This window comes from Brevundimonas sp. LPMIX5 (assembly GCF_003576505.1).
In the GTDB taxonomy this organism is placed as follows: Bacteria; Pseudomonadota; Alphaproteobacteria; order Caulobacterales; family Caulobacteraceae; genus Brevundimonas; species Brevundimonas naejangsanensis.
The window spans coordinates 711,009-724,912 of sequence record NZ_QWTZ01000002.1 but is presented as its reverse complement, the minus strand read 5'-3'; the positions used below and the strand labels follow the sequence as shown (position 1 = coordinate 724,912).

General features: G+C 67.7%; 15 protein-coding genes. 10 read left to right on the top strand and 5 right to left on the bottom strand.

Annotation, left to right across the window (positions count from 1 at the left end; genetic code table 11):
- Positions 1 to 11: 11 nt before the first annotated feature.
- Together D1604_RS04600 and D1604_RS04595 are read right to left on the bottom strand one after the other, a co-directional pair.
- Positions 12 to 908: a pirin family protein gene (locus D1604_RS04600; RefSeq protein WP_119412353.1), complete on the bottom strand. Its 897-nt coding sequence runs from the start codon at positions 906 to 908 to the stop codon at positions 12 to 14.
- A 60-nt stretch (positions 909 to 968) separates the two neighbouring features.
- Positions 969 to 1,841, bottom strand: a complete 873-nt coding sequence (locus tag D1604_RS04595; RefSeq protein ID WP_119412352.1) for a pirin family protein — start codon at positions 1,839 to 1,841, stop codon at positions 969 to 971.
- A 126-nt stretch (positions 1,842 to 1,967) separates the two neighbouring features.
- On the opposite strand from D1604_RS04595, the gene D1604_RS04590 reads away from it, so the two are divergent.
- The 3 genes from D1604_RS04590 to D1604_RS04580 are packed head-to-tail and all read left to right on the top strand — an operon-like array spanning position 1,968 to position 3,965.
- A complete protein-coding gene (locus tag D1604_RS04590; RefSeq protein ID WP_119412351.1) occupies positions 1,968 to 2,924 on the top strand; it encodes a LysR substrate-binding domain-containing protein in 957 nt (318 codons plus the stop codon).
- A gap of 1 nt (position 2,925) precedes the next feature.
- Complete coding sequence (locus D1604_RS04585; RefSeq protein ID WP_119412350.1) at positions 2,926 to 3,483, top strand: NADPH-dependent FMN reductase; 558 nt, start codon at positions 2,926 to 2,928, stop codon at positions 3,481 to 3,483.
- Positions 3,480 to 3,965, top strand: a complete 486-nt coding sequence (locus D1604_RS04580) for a GNAT family N-acetyltransferase (RefSeq protein WP_119412349.1) — start codon at positions 3,480 to 3,482, stop codon at positions 3,963 to 3,965. Before D1604_RS04585 ends, D1604_RS04580 begins: the two co-directional genes overlap by 4 nt.
- A gap of 117 nt (positions 3,966 to 4,082) precedes the next feature.
- Here D1604_RS04580 and D1604_RS04575 read toward each other — a convergent pair whose 3' ends face one another.
- On the bottom strand, positions 4,083 to 4,943 hold the full coding sequence (locus D1604_RS04575; RefSeq protein ID WP_233551863.1) for a hypothetical protein: 861 nt from the start codon (positions 4,941 to 4,943) through the stop codon (positions 4,083 to 4,085).
- The gene (locus D1604_RS04570) at positions 4,943 to 5,842 is read right to left on the bottom strand and encodes an ABC transporter ATP-binding protein (protein WP_119412453.1); all 900 of its coding nucleotides are present in this window, start codon (positions 5,840 to 5,842) and stop codon (positions 4,943 to 4,945) included. Before D1604_RS04570 ends, D1604_RS04575 begins: the two co-directional genes overlap by 1 nt.
- Positions 5,843 to 5,948: 106 nt before the next feature.
- Between D1604_RS04570 and D1604_RS04565 the strand changes: the two genes are divergently transcribed.
- From D1604_RS04565 to D1604_RS04555, 3 genes are all read left to right on the top strand, one after another.
- Positions 5,949 to 7,184, top strand: coding sequence for an alkaline phosphatase family protein (locus tag D1604_RS04565; RefSeq protein ID WP_119412348.1), 1,236 nt, complete (start codon positions 5,949 to 5,951; stop codon positions 7,182 to 7,184).
- A 69-nt stretch (positions 7,185 to 7,253) separates the two neighbouring features.
- On the top strand, positions 7,254 to 8,558 hold the full coding sequence (locus tag D1604_RS04560; RefSeq protein ID WP_119412347.1) for a TCR/Tet family MFS transporter: 1,305 nt from the start codon (positions 7,254 to 7,256) through the stop codon (positions 8,556 to 8,558).
- Between the two features lie 95 nt (positions 8,559 to 8,653).
- A complete protein-coding gene (locus D1604_RS04555; protein ID WP_119412346.1) occupies positions 8,654 to 10,042 on the top strand; it encodes a Do family serine endopeptidase in 1,389 nt (462 codons plus the stop codon).
- A 204-nt stretch (positions 10,043 to 10,246) separates the two neighbouring features.
- Here the strand turns inward: D1604_RS04555 and D1604_RS04550 are convergent, their stop codons facing one another.
- A complete protein-coding gene (locus tag D1604_RS04550; protein ID WP_119412345.1) occupies positions 10,247 to 10,666 on the bottom strand; it encodes a VOC family protein in 420 nt (139 codons plus the stop codon).
- A 67-nt stretch (positions 10,667 to 10,733) separates the two neighbouring features.
- Here D1604_RS04550 and D1604_RS04545 point away from each other — a divergent pair, with 67 nt between their 5' ends.
- The 4 genes from D1604_RS04545 (at position 10,734) to D1604_RS04530 (ending at position 13,891) form a co-directional block, all read left to right on the top strand.
- Complete coding sequence (locus tag D1604_RS04545) at positions 10,734 to 12,044, top strand: replication-associated recombination protein A (protein ID WP_119412344.1); 1,311 nt, start codon at positions 10,734 to 10,736, stop codon at positions 12,042 to 12,044.
- 124 nt (positions 12,045 to 12,168) lie between these two features.
- Positions 12,169 to 12,588 (top strand): hypothetical protein, encoded by a 420-nt coding sequence (locus tag D1604_RS04540; RefSeq protein WP_233551862.1) that lies wholly within the window; start codon positions 12,169 to 12,171, stop codon positions 12,586 to 12,588.
- 77 nt (positions 12,589 to 12,665) lie between these two features.
- Positions 12,666 to 13,106: a hypothetical protein gene (locus tag D1604_RS04535; protein ID WP_233551861.1), complete on the top strand. Its 441-nt coding sequence runs from the start codon at positions 12,666 to 12,668 to the stop codon at positions 13,104 to 13,106.
- 59 nt (positions 13,107 to 13,165) lie between these two features.
- Positions 13,166 to 13,891, top strand: coding sequence for an RluA family pseudouridine synthase (locus D1604_RS04530; protein ID WP_119412342.1), 726 nt, complete (start codon positions 13,166 to 13,168; stop codon positions 13,889 to 13,891).
- The last annotated feature ends 13 nt before the right edge of the window (positions 13,892 to 13,904 follow it).

Here is a 13,904-nt window from a genome sequence, read left to right as displayed (position 1 = left end):
GACGACTCCGATCAGGACATGGGCGGGGGAGGCGGCGTGCGGTCCGGCGGCAGGGGGATGAACTCCTGATCATCCATGTCGGGCAGCTTCATGCGCCCGGCGCGCCAGTCGGCCTTGGCCTGTTCGATCCGATCCTGCGACGAGGAAACGAAGTTCCACTCGATGAAACGCTCTCCTACCGGCTCGCCGCCCAGCACCATGACGGTGGTCGGCTGCAGGGCGTGGATGACCGATGGCGATCGCTTGGACAGCACCGCCATCTGGCCGTGGCCTACGGGCCTGCCGTCGTCGATTTCGACCAGCCCCTGAACGACGTAGACGGCGCTTTCGGAATGGTCGGTCGGGGTCTGGAACCGGGCGCCGGGCTCAAGCTCCAGGTGCATGTAGTGCAGGGGCGAGAAGGTGCTGACGCCGGCCTTCATGCCCATCGTTTCACCCGCGACCAGACGGCCTTTGACGCCGTTCTCGATCCAGGTCGGCAGGTCGCCGGGCACGACGTGCTGGAAGGACGGATCGATCTCTTCCTGACCCTTGGGCAGGGCGACCCAGGCCTGGATGCCTTCGAGGCGCAGGCCCTCCATCCGCGCCCGTTCGAAGCGTTCGGAGTGGGTGACGCCGCTGCCTGCCGTCATCCAGTTGACCTCGGCCGGGCGGATGTCCTGCTGGACGCCCAGGCTGTCGCGGTGGGTGATCTCGCCGTCGAACAGATAGGTCAGGGTCGAGATGCCGATGTGCGGGTGCGGACGCACATCGACCGTCTTGGGAATACCGGCGGGCATGTCGACCGGGCCCATGTGGTCGAAGAAGACGAACGGGCCGACCATGCGACGCTTGGCGTAGGGCAGGACGCGGCCGACCTCGAAACCGCCGAGGTCCTTGCGGCGCTGGTCGATGATGAGTTCGATCATGGGGGCCTCCTTGAAAGGGCGGCGGCCCGGCGATGGCCGGGCCGCTTGTTGCTCAGTGTGTCACGCTGCGGCGGGGATGTCGCCGAAGCGGCCGCTGTTGAAGTCCGTGATGGCGGTGCGGATTTCGTCCTCGCTGTTCATCACGAAGGGGCCGTAGCCGACGATGGGCTCGTCGATCGGCTCTCCGGTCAGGATCAGCAGGGTCGTGTCCGCATCGGCGCTCAGGGTCACGCCGGCGCCCTGACGGTCCAGCAGCAGGGCCTCGGCGGCGCCCGCGGGCTGGTCGCCGTTGACGGTGACATGACCCGACAGAACCACCACCATGGCCGTGTGGCCTTCGGGCAGATCCAGCGTCGTCTCGGCGTCCCGGTTCAACCGCACGTCCCACACATTGATGGGGGTGAAGGTCGTGGCCGGGCCTTTCGAGCCCTCCATCGCGCCGGCGATGATCCGCGCGGTCCCCGCATTGTCGGGCAGGGAAACGGTCGGAATGTCGGCGTTCAGGATCGACTGGTAGCCGGGACGGGTCATCTTGTCCTTGGCGGGCAGGTTGACCCACAGCTGAACCATGCGGAAGGGGCCGCCGGTGCGCGAGAAGGCCGGAGAATGGAACTCCTCGTGCAGGATGCCGCCGCCCGCCGTCATCCACTGGACGTCGCCGGGGCCGATGATTCCGCCCTGGCCGGTCGAGTCGCGGTGCTCGACCTCGCCGTCATAGACGATGGTCACGGTCTCGAAGCCGCGGTGCGGATGCTGGCCCACGCCGCGCCGCTCGGTCGTCGGCTCGAAGTTGTAGGGACCGGCGTAGTCGAGCAGCAGGAAGGGGCTGACCTGTTTGCCCACGGCGTTGTAGGAAAACAGCGAACGGACGGGGAAGCCGTCGCCGACCCAGTGGCCGCGGTCGTTGCCGTAACGGCCCAGAACCTTCTTCATGGTCTTGTCTCCATTCGTTGGATCGGCCGCTGGGGGCAGGGCCGATCGCGTTGAAGACTTTATGACGCTGGAACGCCGACAGGGACAGATTGCGAAATCGCCTCGCTGCGTCCTATCAATAGGACGATGAGAGACCTCAACGACCTTTATTACTTCGTGCAGGTGGTGGATCACCTCGGCTTCGCCCCGGCGGCGCGGGCGCTGGGGATGCAGAAATCCAAGCTGAGCCGCCGCATCGCCGCGCTGGAAGACCAACTGGGCACGCGGCTGATCCAGCGCTCGTCGCGCAAGTTTTCCGTCACCGAGATCGGTCAGGCCTATTACCAGCACTGCCTCGCCATGCTGGTTGAAGCCGAGGCGGCGCAGGCCCTGATCGACGGCGCCCGGTCCGAGCCGTGCGGCACCATCCGCGTCGCCTGCGCGCCGGGCTTGCTGACCTATCAGATGAGCGGGCTGATCGTGCGCTTCATGGCCCTGTATCCCGAGCTGGAGGTGCAGCTTCACAGCACCAGCCGTCGGGTGGACGTCATCGGCGAAGGGTTTGATCTGGCCATCCGCGTGCGCGAGCCGCCGCTGGAGCAGACCGATCTGGTCATGCGTAAACTGGACGAAAGCGTGCATCGCCTGGTCGCCAGCCCGGACCTGATCGCCCGCATGGGAGCGCCGACCGGTCCGGCCGATCTGGCAGGCTGGCCCAGTCTGGATTTCGGTCCGGCGCATCGAGATCATGTGTGGGCGCTGAACCACAAGGACGGCATGACGGCGTCGGTGCGCCATGCGCCGCGCCTGGTCACCGACGACCTGCACATGCTGCATGAAGGCGCTTTGACCGGCTTGGGCGTAGGCCTGCTGCCCAGCGTGGCGGTTATGCGCGATCTGGAGGCGGGCCGGCTGATCGACCTCTTGCCGGACTGGCGGCCCAAGAAGTGGATCGTCCACGCGGTCTTTCCGTCGCGACGCGGGCTGCTGCCTTCAGTGCGGATGCTGCTGGATTTTCTGGCCGAGGGTTGCGCCGAGCAGCAAATTCACGGCGAAAGGCTGTCGTCGCCTGATACGGCGACGCTAGCGGAGACGAAGGACTGAAATGCGTCTGGTCGGACTGTCGGGCAGCCTGAGAGCGGCCTCCTACAACAGCGCCCTGCTGCGCGCGGCGCAGGAGACGGCGCCCGCAGATGTGGAGCTGATCGCCGCGACCATCCACGGCATCCCTCTTTATGACGGCGACCTGGAGGCCGAGCAGGGCCTGCCCGAAGCCGTGGTCGCGCTGAAGGATCTGATCGCCGGCTGCGACGGGCTGATGCTGTTCACGCCGGAGTACAACAACTCCATCCCCGGACCATTCAAGAACGCCATCGACTGGCTGAGCCGACCCAGTTCAGACATCGGTCGGGTGTTCGGCGGGCGGCCGGTGGCGGTGCTGGGCGCCTCGCCCGGGCCGTTCGGGACGCTGATGAGCCAGGCGGCCTGGCTGCCGGTGTTGCGCACCCTGGGTGCGGCGCCGTGGTTCGGGGCAAGGGTGATGGTCACACGCGCGGGCGACGCCTTTGACGCCGAGGGCCGTCTGATCGACACGGATACGCGCCGACGGTTGACTGCCTTCGTCGCCGGTTTTGCGGATCACTGCCGGGGGGCATCGGCATGAGCGGGGAAGCCTTCGTCATCGTCGCCTATCGCCCGGACCATCGCGACGCCTGGCGGACGCTGAATGAGGCCTGGCTGGCCGAGGGCGGCTTCGCGATCGAAGCCAAGGACCGCAAGGTTCTGGGCGATCCTGAAGGCCAGATCCTGAGGCCGGGCGGGCGCATCTTCTTTGTCGAGCAGGCGCGGCAGGCCGTCGGCTGCTGCGCCCTGATGGCGATGGACGACGGCGGCTATGAGGTCGCCAAGATGACCATTGCGCCGTCCGCGCGCGGTCAGGGGCTGTCGCGCCGCCTGCTGGACGCCTGCGAAGCGGCGGCCCGCGACGCGGGGGCGCATCGCCTCTATCTGGAGACCAGTTCGACGCTCGGCCCGGCTCTGGCGCTCTATGACAGCTTCGGCTTCGTGCGCCTGCCGCCGCGCGACACGCCCTATGTCCGGGCCGACGTCTTCATGGAGAAGGCGCTGGGTTTCTCTTCCCCATGACATGGGAAGGTGGATCGGCGGCGTAGCCGTCGAGACGGAGGGGCTGCTTGGTTCCGCAGCCCTAAGCCCCTCCACCGCTACGCGGTCCCCCTCCCCACGCAGTGGGGAGGAAAGATTCTACTCTTTCGACAGGTCCTGTCGCTGGAACCACGCCAGGGCCAGAAGGAAGGGGCCGAAGCTCCATAGCGCCAGGCCCGCGATCGCGCGCCAGATGGCGCCTGCGGGGACAAGGGCGGCTTCCATGCCGCCCTTGATCAGAACCTTCAGCACTTCGAAGGCGTCGCCGGGCAACAGCAGCATCGTCGCCCAGTCGCCCATCTGCCAGCCGAACAGGGGGCTCAGTTTGGCCAGGAAGAACTGGCCGACGCCGATGACCAGAGGCACGAACAGCGCCGCCAGCAGGGAACGCGTCACTGTCGCCGCCAGCAGGCTGAGCAACAGGAACTGCACCACCCGCACATAGGACAGCAGCGCCAGCAGGCCGAACGCCTGCGCCTGTTCTCCGCCGAAGCCGAAGGCGAAGCTGCGCCCGAAGATCACGCCCTTGGCGACTTCGGCGCCCATGCCGGCGATCAACAGCAGGATCAACCCGGTCAGGGTCATCAGCTTGACCGCGCCTACCTTGCCCATGATCAGGTTCGGCCGGGTGTTGCGGGCCGTGATCAACCGCCAGGTCTCCCAGCGGTAGTCGCCGGCGAAGACGGTAGCCGCGCCGATCAACAGGAAGGCCAGCACGCCGGGGTTGGCCAGACCGCCCGCCGCATCGACCAGCGACTGGCCCAGATCGACGGCGCTGGCGGTCAGTTTCAGTTCAACCGGCAGGGTCTGCATCGCCCCGTCCATCTTGGACCGAATGAACAGGAAGCTTGCGGTCGCCAGCGCCAGCGAGATCAGAGGCACGAAAACGACGCTCCAGAACACCGCCGTGCGGTTCTGCAGCAGGCGCCAGGTTTCGGCGCGGATGGCGTCGGCCAGCATTATGGGCGGCCTCCCTCGGCGGAAGAGGTTTCGGTCATGAAGACGCTTTCCAGATCCGCGCCGACCCAGCGGGCCTCGTCGATGTCCACGCCCTGTTCGATCAGGGCGCGCAGCAGGGCAGGGGCCTCGGCGCGGGGAACGGCGGCCATGACGGCGTCGTCCTGAACGCTGCCCCGCTCGCCCAGCACGGCCATGACCTTGGCCAGAGGCGTGGCGGACAGGCGCAGGCGCTCGCCCGAGGCGGTCAGGTCGCTGACCCTGCCCTCGGCCGCCAGCTTGCCCCGGTTCAGAATGGCGACGCGGTCGCACACGCGCTGGACCTCCAGCAGCTGGTGGCTGGCCAGGATGATGGTCACCCCGTCGTCGTCAGCCAGACTGCGGATCAGGGCGCGCATTTCCTGGATGCCGGGCGGGTCCATGCCGCTGGTCGGTTCATCAAGGATGACCAGATCGGGTCGGGTCATCAGAGCGGCGGCGACGCCGAGCCGTTGCATCATGCCGACCGAGAAACCGCGCACCTTGCGGTCGGCCGCCTCGGACAGGCCGACCCGATCCAGCCAGCGGTCGGTCTCTGCGTCAGCTCCCATTCCGTGCGCCAGCGCTAGCCAGCGCAGGGCCTGACGCGCGGTCAGATAGGGCGGATAGCGCGGCGTCTCGATCATCGAGCCCATGCGACGGGTCACAGCCGGATCGCCTGTCGGCTGGCCCATGACCCGCACCTCGCCCGCCGTGGGCCGGATCAGGCCCAGAAGGATGCGGAACAGGGTCGACTTGCCCGCGCCGTTGGGCCCCAGCACCCCATAGACCCCGCCGCGCGGTATGCTGAGACTGAGGCCGTCCAGGGCGCGCACCGCGCCATAGGTCTTGGTCAGGCCGTTCGTTTCGATAACGCTGGTCATGACCGGCAGCGTGGCCCGGCGTGGAAAAACCGGCAAGCCGTCTTCTGTCTGTCGTGGATTAAGCTTAGGCAATATTCGCGAGAAAGTCGGTTTCCGGGAGTTCCTCATGTTTGATCGTCTGTTCGGCCTGGCGCGCGCCGCCGTCCTGACGCTGGCCGTCGCCGCCTGCGCCACCACGCCGCCCCCGCCGCCGGTCGAAACGGCTCAGGCGCCGAACGTCATCCTGATCTCCATCGACGGTTTTCGCGCGGACTATCTGGAGCGCGGGGCGACGCCGGTGCTGGCGCAGCTGGCGGCCGAGGGGGCGTCGGGGCCGATGAAGCCGTCCTTCCCCAGCGTGACCTTCCCCAACCACTATACGCTCGTCACCGGCCTGCATCCCGATCACCACGGCATCGTCGGCAACAATATGGTCGACGCTGAACTGGGCCGCTTCTCGCTCGGCAACAAGCAGGCGGTCACCGATCGCCGCTGGTGGGATCAGGGCGAGCCGATCTGGGTCTCGGCCGAGAGGCAGGGCGTGAAGACGGCCACCATGTTCTGGCCGGGCTCCGAAGCTGACATTCGCGGGGTGCGTCCCAGCTATTGGACGCCTTTCGACCAGTCGATGCCGGGCGACGTCCGCGTTGATCAGGTGCTGGCCTGGATGGACCTGCCCGCCGCCCAGCGCCCGGTCCTGACCACCCTCTATTTCGATATCGTCGACACCATGGGGCACAACCACGGCCCGGATGCGCCGCAGACGCTGGAAGCGATGCGCTCGGTCGACGCCTCCATCGGGCGTCTGGCGGAGGGACTGAAGGCGCGGGGTCTGTATGACAACACCGTGCTGGTGGTGGTGTCGGATCACGGCATGGCGGCGACCTCGCCGGACCGCGTCATCGTGCTGGACGACATCATTGATCCGGCTGCGGTGCAGATCGTCTATTCGGGCGCGGTCGCCTTCCTCAATCCGGTCGAGGGCCGTGAGGCCGAGGTGGAGCAGGCGCTGCTGGGCTCGCGCCCTCATCTGGACTGCTGGCGCAAGAGCGAGATTCCGGCGCGGCTGGCGCTGGGCTCGAATCCGCGCGTCTCGGCCATCGTCTGCGCGTCCGAGCCGGGCTGGCTGCTGGCGACCAGGGCGCGCCCGGTCACCCGGTCCGGCGGCGCCCACGGCTATGACAACGCCGCCCCCGAGATGCAGGCGATCTTCATCGCCCACGGTCCGGGCGTGATTGCAGGGCGGCGGCTGCAGAACCTGGACAGCGTCGACGTCCAGCCCTTCCTGGCCCGCCTGCTGGGCGTGACGGCGCCGCGGGGCGACGGTGACCCGAACGACACGCTGCCCGTCACGCAGCGCTAAGCGACTGATCGAGGTATGGGCTGGAAAAGGGCAGCGGAGTAGAACGGCGCTCCACCTCCGCGAGCATCCATGTCCCTGCATATCCCCAAGGTCCGCCGTGCGGCGATCGCCTTCATCCTTGTGACGGCGGTGCTGGACATCGTGGCGATGGGGATCGTCATTCCGGTCCTGCCGCATCTGATCGAGGAGTTTGTCGGGTCGAACGCGCGGGCAGGCCTGCTGAATGGCGTGTTTGTGGCCCTGTGGGCGGGGATGCAGTTCCTGGCCTCGCCGGTGATCGGCTCGCTGTCGGACCAGTACGGGCGCCGCCCGGTCATCCTGATCAGCTGCGCCGGGCTGGCCGCGGACTATGTCTTGATGGCGCTGGCGCCGAACCTGTGGTGGCTGGCGGTCGGGCGACTCGTGGCGGGCGTCACCTCGTCCAGCTTCACCACCATCTACGCCTATATGGCCGACATCACCGAGCCGGAAAAACGCGCCCGCGCCTATGGGCTGATCGGCGCGGCCTTCTCGGGCGGATTCGTGCTGGGGCCGGTGCTGGGCGGCTTCCTGGGCGAGTTCGGACCGCGCGTGCCCTTCTGGGTGGCAGGGGCCCTATCGGGCTTGGCCTTCCTGTACGGCCTGTTCATCCTGCCGGAGAGCCTGGCGCCCGAGAAGCGGATGCCTTTCAGCTGGCGCCGCGCCAATCCGATCGGCGCCATGATCCTGCTGAAGCGTCACGCCGAGCTGGCGGGCCTCGCGGTCGTGAACTTCCTGCTCTATTTCGCCCACCACGTGTTTTCGGCGGTCTTCGTCCTTTACGCCGGGCTGCGTTACGGCTGGGGGCCGTGGCAGGTCGGGGCCTTGCTGGCCATGGTCGGGGTGCTGGACATGATCGTTCAGGGCGTGCTGGTCGGCCCGGCGTCCAAGCGGTTCGGGGACCGAGCGACCATGATCTTCGGCCTGTGCGGCGGGGCTGTGGGCATCGCACTGATGGGCTGGGCGCCGACGGGCGTCGCCTTCATCGTCGCCATGTTCCCCAACGCCCTGTGGGGCCTCGCCATGCCGACGCTTCAGTCCCTGATGACCCGCCGCGTCGGCGAGAGCGAACAGGGCCAGCTGCAGGGCGCCAACATGAGCGTCGCTTCCATCGCCGGGGTGGCGTCGCCCCTGTTCTTCGGCTGGATCTATTCGGTGTCCGTGGGCGAGGGCGGCGGGCGGGCGGCGGTCTGGTTGTCGGATCGGGGGCTGCCTGCGGTGTCGGCCGCAGCCGACGCCATGCTGTCCGAGCCGGGGCTGGCCTTCTATCTGGCCTCCGTCGTGCTGGCGCTCGGGGCGTTGATCGGCTTCCTGACCGCGCGTCGGGCGGAACGGGAGGAGGTCACGTCCGTTTGATCGCCGCCGCGCCCCGGATCGAACGACGGCCTTGATCCTGTCGAAAAGCCGAGGCGGAATGGATGCAACGCCCAAGCTTGTAGAACCGGGACGAGATGAAGACTTCCAGACTGGCCATCGCCGCCGCCCTGATCCTGTCCGCCTGCGGCCAGCCGCAGCCCACCAAGGCGCAGGAAGGCGTCTTCGCCGAACAGCCCCGCGTCGCCCCGCGCGACGCCGGATCGCTGAAGACCAGCTTCGCTCCCGTGGTGCGCGAGGCCGCACCCGCCGTGGTGAATATTTCCGCGCGAGGCGTCCAGCGCGTGCGCGATCCCTTCTTTGAACTGTTCGGGGGCGGGCCGCAGTCGCGCGTGACCGGCTCCATCGGTTCGGGCGTGATCGTGCGTCCGGACGGGATCGTCGTGACCAACAACCACGTCATCCAGAACATGCAGGAGATCCGCGTCACCCTGAACGACCGGCGCGAATATCCGGCCAAGGTGCTGCTGGCGGACGAGCGGTCCGACATCGCCGTGCTGCAACTCGAGAACCTGGACGGCGACCTGCCGGTCCTGCGCATCGACGATCAGGAACAGCAGCAGGTCGGCGATCTGGTGCTGGCCATCGGCAACCCGTTCGGCGTCGGCCAGACTGTGACCAACGGCATCATCTCGGCCCTGAACCGCACCGAGACGGGCATCAGCGATTCCGGCTCCTTCATCCAGACCGACGCGCCGATCAATCCGGGCAATTCGGGCGGCGCCCTGGTCGACATGGACGGCGAACTGATCGGCATCAATACGGCGATCTTCTCACGCTCGGGTTCGTCCAGCGGCGTCGGCTTCGCCGTGCCTGCGGCCATGGTCAAGCGGGTGGTGGATTCGGCGGTCGGCGGCGCCAAGGCGGTCGAGCGCGCCTGGCTGGGGGTCAAGGGCGATACGGTCAGCGCCGACATCGCCCGCAGTCTGGGCCTTGAGCGGCCGCAGGGGCTGATGGTCACCGACGTCTACGCCGGCGGGCCGGGCGCGCGCGCAGGCATCCAGCAGGGCGACGTGATCACCGCCATCGACGGCGCAGAGGTCAATGACCAGGGCGGCCTGAACTTCCGCGTCGGCACCAAGTCGCCCAACGCTTCCGTCGCCGTCACGGTGCTGCGCGACGGCCGGACCCAGACGCTGAACGCCCGCGTCTCGACCCTGCCTGGCGATGCTGATCCGGGACAGGGTACGGTCGTGGGGCAGGGGGCGCTGGCCGGACTTCAGGGCGTGGCGCTGAACCCTGCGCTGGCCGACCGTCTGGGCGGCGATCCCTTCACCAGCGGCGTGGTGGTGACGGGGCTGCAACGCAACAGCGTCCCGGCACGCATCGGCCTGCGTCCCAACGACCTGGTGGTGCAGATTGATGGTCGCGCCGTCACCACGGTCGCCGCCCTTGGCCGCGCACAGCGGGGCTCGGAATTGACTATTGTCCGCGGCGGCCGCCGTCTGACGGGCCGCTTGCCTTAAGGAAACCGACACCGCGTTTCTCCCTCCCCTTCATGGGGAGGGTGGTCGCGAAGCGACCGGGTGGGAAGGGCTCGGTGATGAGGGCGCGCGGCGCTTGATTAGTCTTGCCGCCCCCACCCGTCTTCGGCCTGCGGCCTCAGCCACCCTCCCCATGAAGGGGAGGGAGAGGGAAGCGCGTTTTCTGATGCTGACGGCGGCGGGGTCTTACCCCTTCACCGGTCCGCCGATGCTCCACAGGTGTCCGAACGGATCGCGGACCTGGCCGTAGCGGTCGCCCCAGAACTGGTCCTCCAGCGGCATGACCGGAATCGCGCCGTTGACCAGGGCGCGGCCCCACCATTCGTCGGCGTCGTCGACCTGAAGATGCAGGCTGACGCCGACCGGCTTGATGTCGGCCTCGCCGGTCCATTCTGGGAATTCGTCGGCCAGCATGAGGCGGCCGCCGTTGATGCGCAGAAGGGCGTGCAGCAGACGTTCGCCGTCCTCGGCGGGCACCCGCATGACTTCCTCGGCCCCGAAGGCGCGGGCGTAGAATTCGATCGCTGCGGCGGCGCCGCGCGAGGGAATGGTCAGATGGGGCGTCACCCCGCCGCGCGGTCCCTGTTCAGCCTTGAGTTCTGTCATGCGATTCCTCCTTGGAGGCGTTGTAGCGGGTGCAGTCGCCCGAACGAACGCCTATCTAGAGCGTTCCATGACTGATTTGTTCGAAGCCTCCGGCATTCATCCTCCCGACGCGCCGCTCGCCGACCGTCTGCGCCCGCAGGCGCTCGATCAGGTGGTGGGCCAGGACCACCTGTTGGGCGAGGGCGGTCCGATCCGCCGCATGATCGAGGCCGGGCGCCTCGGCTCCATGATCCTGTGGGGGCCGCCGGGGACAGGAAAGACGACGATCGCTCGCCTGTTGGCGAAGGCGGCGGGCTATGAATACCAGTCGATCAGCGCCGTCTTCTCAGGCGTCGCCGACCTGAAGAAGGCGTTCGAGGCCGCGCGGATGCGTCGGGCGGCGGGGCAGCAGACCCTGCTGTTCGTGGACGAGATCCACCGCTTCAACCGCGCCCAGCAGGACGGTTTCCTGCCCTTCGTGGAGGAGGGGATCGTCACCCTGGTCGGCGCCACGACCGAGAACCCCAGTTTCGAGCTGAACGGCGCCCTGCTGTCGCGCAGCCAGGTCTATGTGCTGAAGCGGCTGGACGACGCCTCGCTGGATCTGTTGCTGGATCGGGCCGAGGCGCTGATGGGCAAGTCCCTGCCGCTGACGCCAGAGGCGCGGCAGGCCATGCTGGCGCTGGCGGACGGCGATGGCCGATACCTGCTGACCATGTCCGAGGTGCTGTTCGATCTGACGGACGTCGAGCCGCTGGACGTGCAGGCCCTGGCGGGCGTGCTGCAGAAACGCGCACCCGCCTACGACAAGTCGCGCGAGGAGCACTACAACCTCATCTCCGCCCTGCATAAGTCGGTGCGCGGCTCGGACCCGGACGCGGCGCTTTACTGGCTGGCGCGGATGCTGAACGGGGGCGAGGACCCCCTGTATCTGGCGCGGCGGATCGTGCGCATGGCGGTCGAGGACATCGGTCAGGCCGACCCCCTGTCCCTCCTGGTCGCCAATGCGGCCAAGGACACCTACGACTTCCTCGGCTCGCCCGAGGGCGAGCTGGCGCTTGCTCAGGCCGTGGTCCATCTGGCCACGGCGCCGAAGTCGGTCGGGGTCTATGAAGCCTTTAAGGCGGCCAAGCGCGCCGCTCACGAGACCGGCTCCCTGATGCCGCCCGCCCATATCCGCAACGCGCCGACCAAGCTGATGAAGTCGCTGGGCTACGGCAAGGGCTACCAATACGACCCCGACACGCCCGAGGGCTTCTCCGGCGCCGACTTCTTCCCTGATGAGATGGAGCGCCGCACCTTTTACAAACCCAAAGGCGAGGGCCACGAAGAGAAGGTCAAGGCGCGCCTGGAACGCTGGGCGGCGATGCGGGCGCGGATGCAGGCGGACAAGGCATAGGGCGTCTACCCCTCGCGCAATGCCTCGGGCGGTCGGTGAACGATGTTCATTGTTGTGTGTGTCTTGGAAGCGTAAGCTGAACCTCCCAACTGCGGAGGCGGCTATGGTCGATGTTGTGCGACGTATGTCGACGCCCTGGCATGTGTGGCTGGTCGGCGTGCTGTCCTTCCTGTGGAATGCGCTTTTCGTCTGGCAGTGGATGCTGCAGGTGACGGGTGATCCAGCCTATTGGGCCGGCATGACCCCGGCCGAGGCCGCCTATCTGCGCGCCGTGCCTCTGTGGACCGATGTCGCGGTCGGGATCGCCTTCTGGGGCGGGCTGCTGGCGGCGATGCTGCTGCTGTTGCGACGGCGACAGGCGACGCTGGTGTTCGCCGTGGCGCTCATCGCCATGCTGGCGGACACGGCCTACATCCATTTCATGAGCAATGGGCGCGAGATCATGGGGCCGGTCGGCGTGGCGTTCGGCCTGGTCATCATCGCCGTCCTTGTCGCCCAGACCGCCTATTGCGCCTGGATGGGTCGGCGCGGCGTGATCGTCTGAGGCGCGGCCGAAGCCCTTGTTGCGGCCGCCTATTTCGGCGTAGTTTTCGGCGCTCAAGGCTCTTGGGGGGAAGAATGATGGTCGATATTTCGAAGCGCTCGACGGCGCCGTGGCACCTGTGGGCCATCGCTGTGGCCTCGGTGCTCTGGAACGGCGTAGGTGTCTGGCAATGGTACCAGAAGGTGACCGGCGCGCAGGCCTATTGGAGCGCCCTGACGATGGAGCAGGTCTTCTATCTGCGCTCGGCGCCGATGTGGACGGATGTGGCCTTCGGCGTGGCGGTGTGGTGCGGCCTGCTGGGCGCGCTGATGCTGTTGCTGCGGCGCAAGCTGGCCTTCAACGCCTTCGTCGCGGGCCTGATCGCCATGCTGGCGCACTCCGTCTATGTGCTGGCGCTGAGCAATGGGCGCGAGGTGTTGGGCGCGGCGGGGCTGGCCTCTGTCGTGGCGGTCGCCGCCGTTTTCGTCATCCAGATCGCCTATGCCCACTGGGCGCGCCGCAAGGGCCTGATCCGCTGAGGGACCTGATCTCCTGAGAGGCATGGCGAAGCGCCGTCTGCTCCGCTAAGGCTCGGCGGGTGAATATCCGCCAGCCCGTTTCCCTTACCGAAGAAGAGATCGCCGCCGTCCGTTCCTGGGTGGTGCATGAAGACGCGCATCTGATCGCCTTCAACAAGCCCTCGGGCCTGTCCAGTCAGGGCGGCCGCATTCAGGCGCATACGCTGGACGACTTGCTGTGGGCTTTCGCCCGATCCAACGGCAAGCGGCCCGAGCTGGTGCATCGGCTGGATCGCGACACCTCCGGCGTCATCCTGGCCGCCAAGACCAAGCCCGCCGCCGGTTTCTTCGGCAAGGCGATGCAGATGCGCAAGTTCCAGAAGACCTATCTGGCGCTGGTCGCGGCCGCCCCGGAGCCCAAGTCCGGTCGCATCACCTCGGCCCTGCGTCGCGAGGAGATCGGCCGTGAAAGCTATATGCGGGTCGTGGATTTCGATGCGCCGGGCGCGCAGGGGGCCGCCAGCGGCTATCGCACGTTGGCCTCCAGTCAGGACGGGGCGGTGGTCGAACTGTCGCCGGAGACGGGACGGATGCACCAACTCCGGGTCCACATGGCCTCCATCGGGCGTCCTCTGGTCGGCGACGTCCGCTATGGCGGCGCCCTGACCTTCGCCGGGCGCGCGGCGCCGCGCCTGATGCTGCACGCGGCGAAGCTGAGCTTTCCTCATCCCGACGGCGGACGCGTGACGGTCGAGGCGCCGGAGCCGGAAGATTTCGTCGCCCTGCGCGACGCAGGGGGGCTTTAGGCGCTTCATCCCC

Coding starts and splice junctions, on each gene's coding strand:
- D1604_RS04600 (WP_119412353.1), bottom strand. CDS start 908: ATGATCGAACTCATCATCGACCAGCGCCGCAAGGACCTCGGCGGTTTC.
- D1604_RS04595 (WP_119412352.1), bottom strand. CDS start 1,841: ATGAAGAAGGTTCTGGGCCGTTACGGCAACGACCGCGGCCACTGGGTC.
- D1604_RS04590 (WP_119412351.1), top strand. CDS start 1,968: ATGAGAGACCTCAACGACCTTTATTACTTCGTGCAGGTGGTGGATCAC.
- D1604_RS04585 (WP_119412350.1), top strand. CDS start 2,926: ATGCGTCTGGTCGGACTGTCGGGCAGCCTGAGAGCGGCCTCCTACAAC.
- D1604_RS04580 (WP_119412349.1), top strand. CDS start 3,480: ATGAGCGGGGAAGCCTTCGTCATCGTCGCCTATCGCCCGGACCATCGC.
- D1604_RS04575 (WP_233551863.1), bottom strand. CDS start 4,943: ATGCTGGCCGACGCCATCCGCGCCGAAACCTGGCGCCTGCTGCAGAAC.
- D1604_RS04570 (WP_119412453.1), bottom strand. CDS start 5,842: ATGACCAGCGTTATCGAAACGAACGGCCTGACCAAGACCTATGGCGCG.
- D1604_RS04565 (WP_119412348.1), top strand. CDS start 5,949: ATGTTTGATCGTCTGTTCGGCCTGGCGCGCGCCGCCGTCCTGACGCTG.
- D1604_RS04560 (WP_119412347.1), top strand. CDS start 7,254: ATGTCCCTGCATATCCCCAAGGTCCGCCGTGCGGCGATCGCCTTCATC.
- D1604_RS04555 (WP_119412346.1), top strand. CDS start 8,654: ATGAAGACTTCCAGACTGGCCATCGCCGCCGCCCTGATCCTGTCCGCC.
- D1604_RS04550 (WP_119412345.1), bottom strand. CDS start 10,666: ATGACAGAACTCAAGGCTGAACAGGGACCGCGCGGCGGGGTGACGCCC.
- D1604_RS04545 (WP_119412344.1), top strand. CDS start 10,734: ATGACTGATTTGTTCGAAGCCTCCGGCATTCATCCTCCCGACGCGCCG.
- D1604_RS04540 (WP_233551862.1), top strand. CDS start 12,169: ATGTCGACGCCCTGGCATGTGTGGCTGGTCGGCGTGCTGTCCTTCCTG.
- D1604_RS04535 (WP_233551861.1), top strand. CDS start 12,666: ATGGTCGATATTTCGAAGCGCTCGACGGCGCCGTGGCACCTGTGGGCC.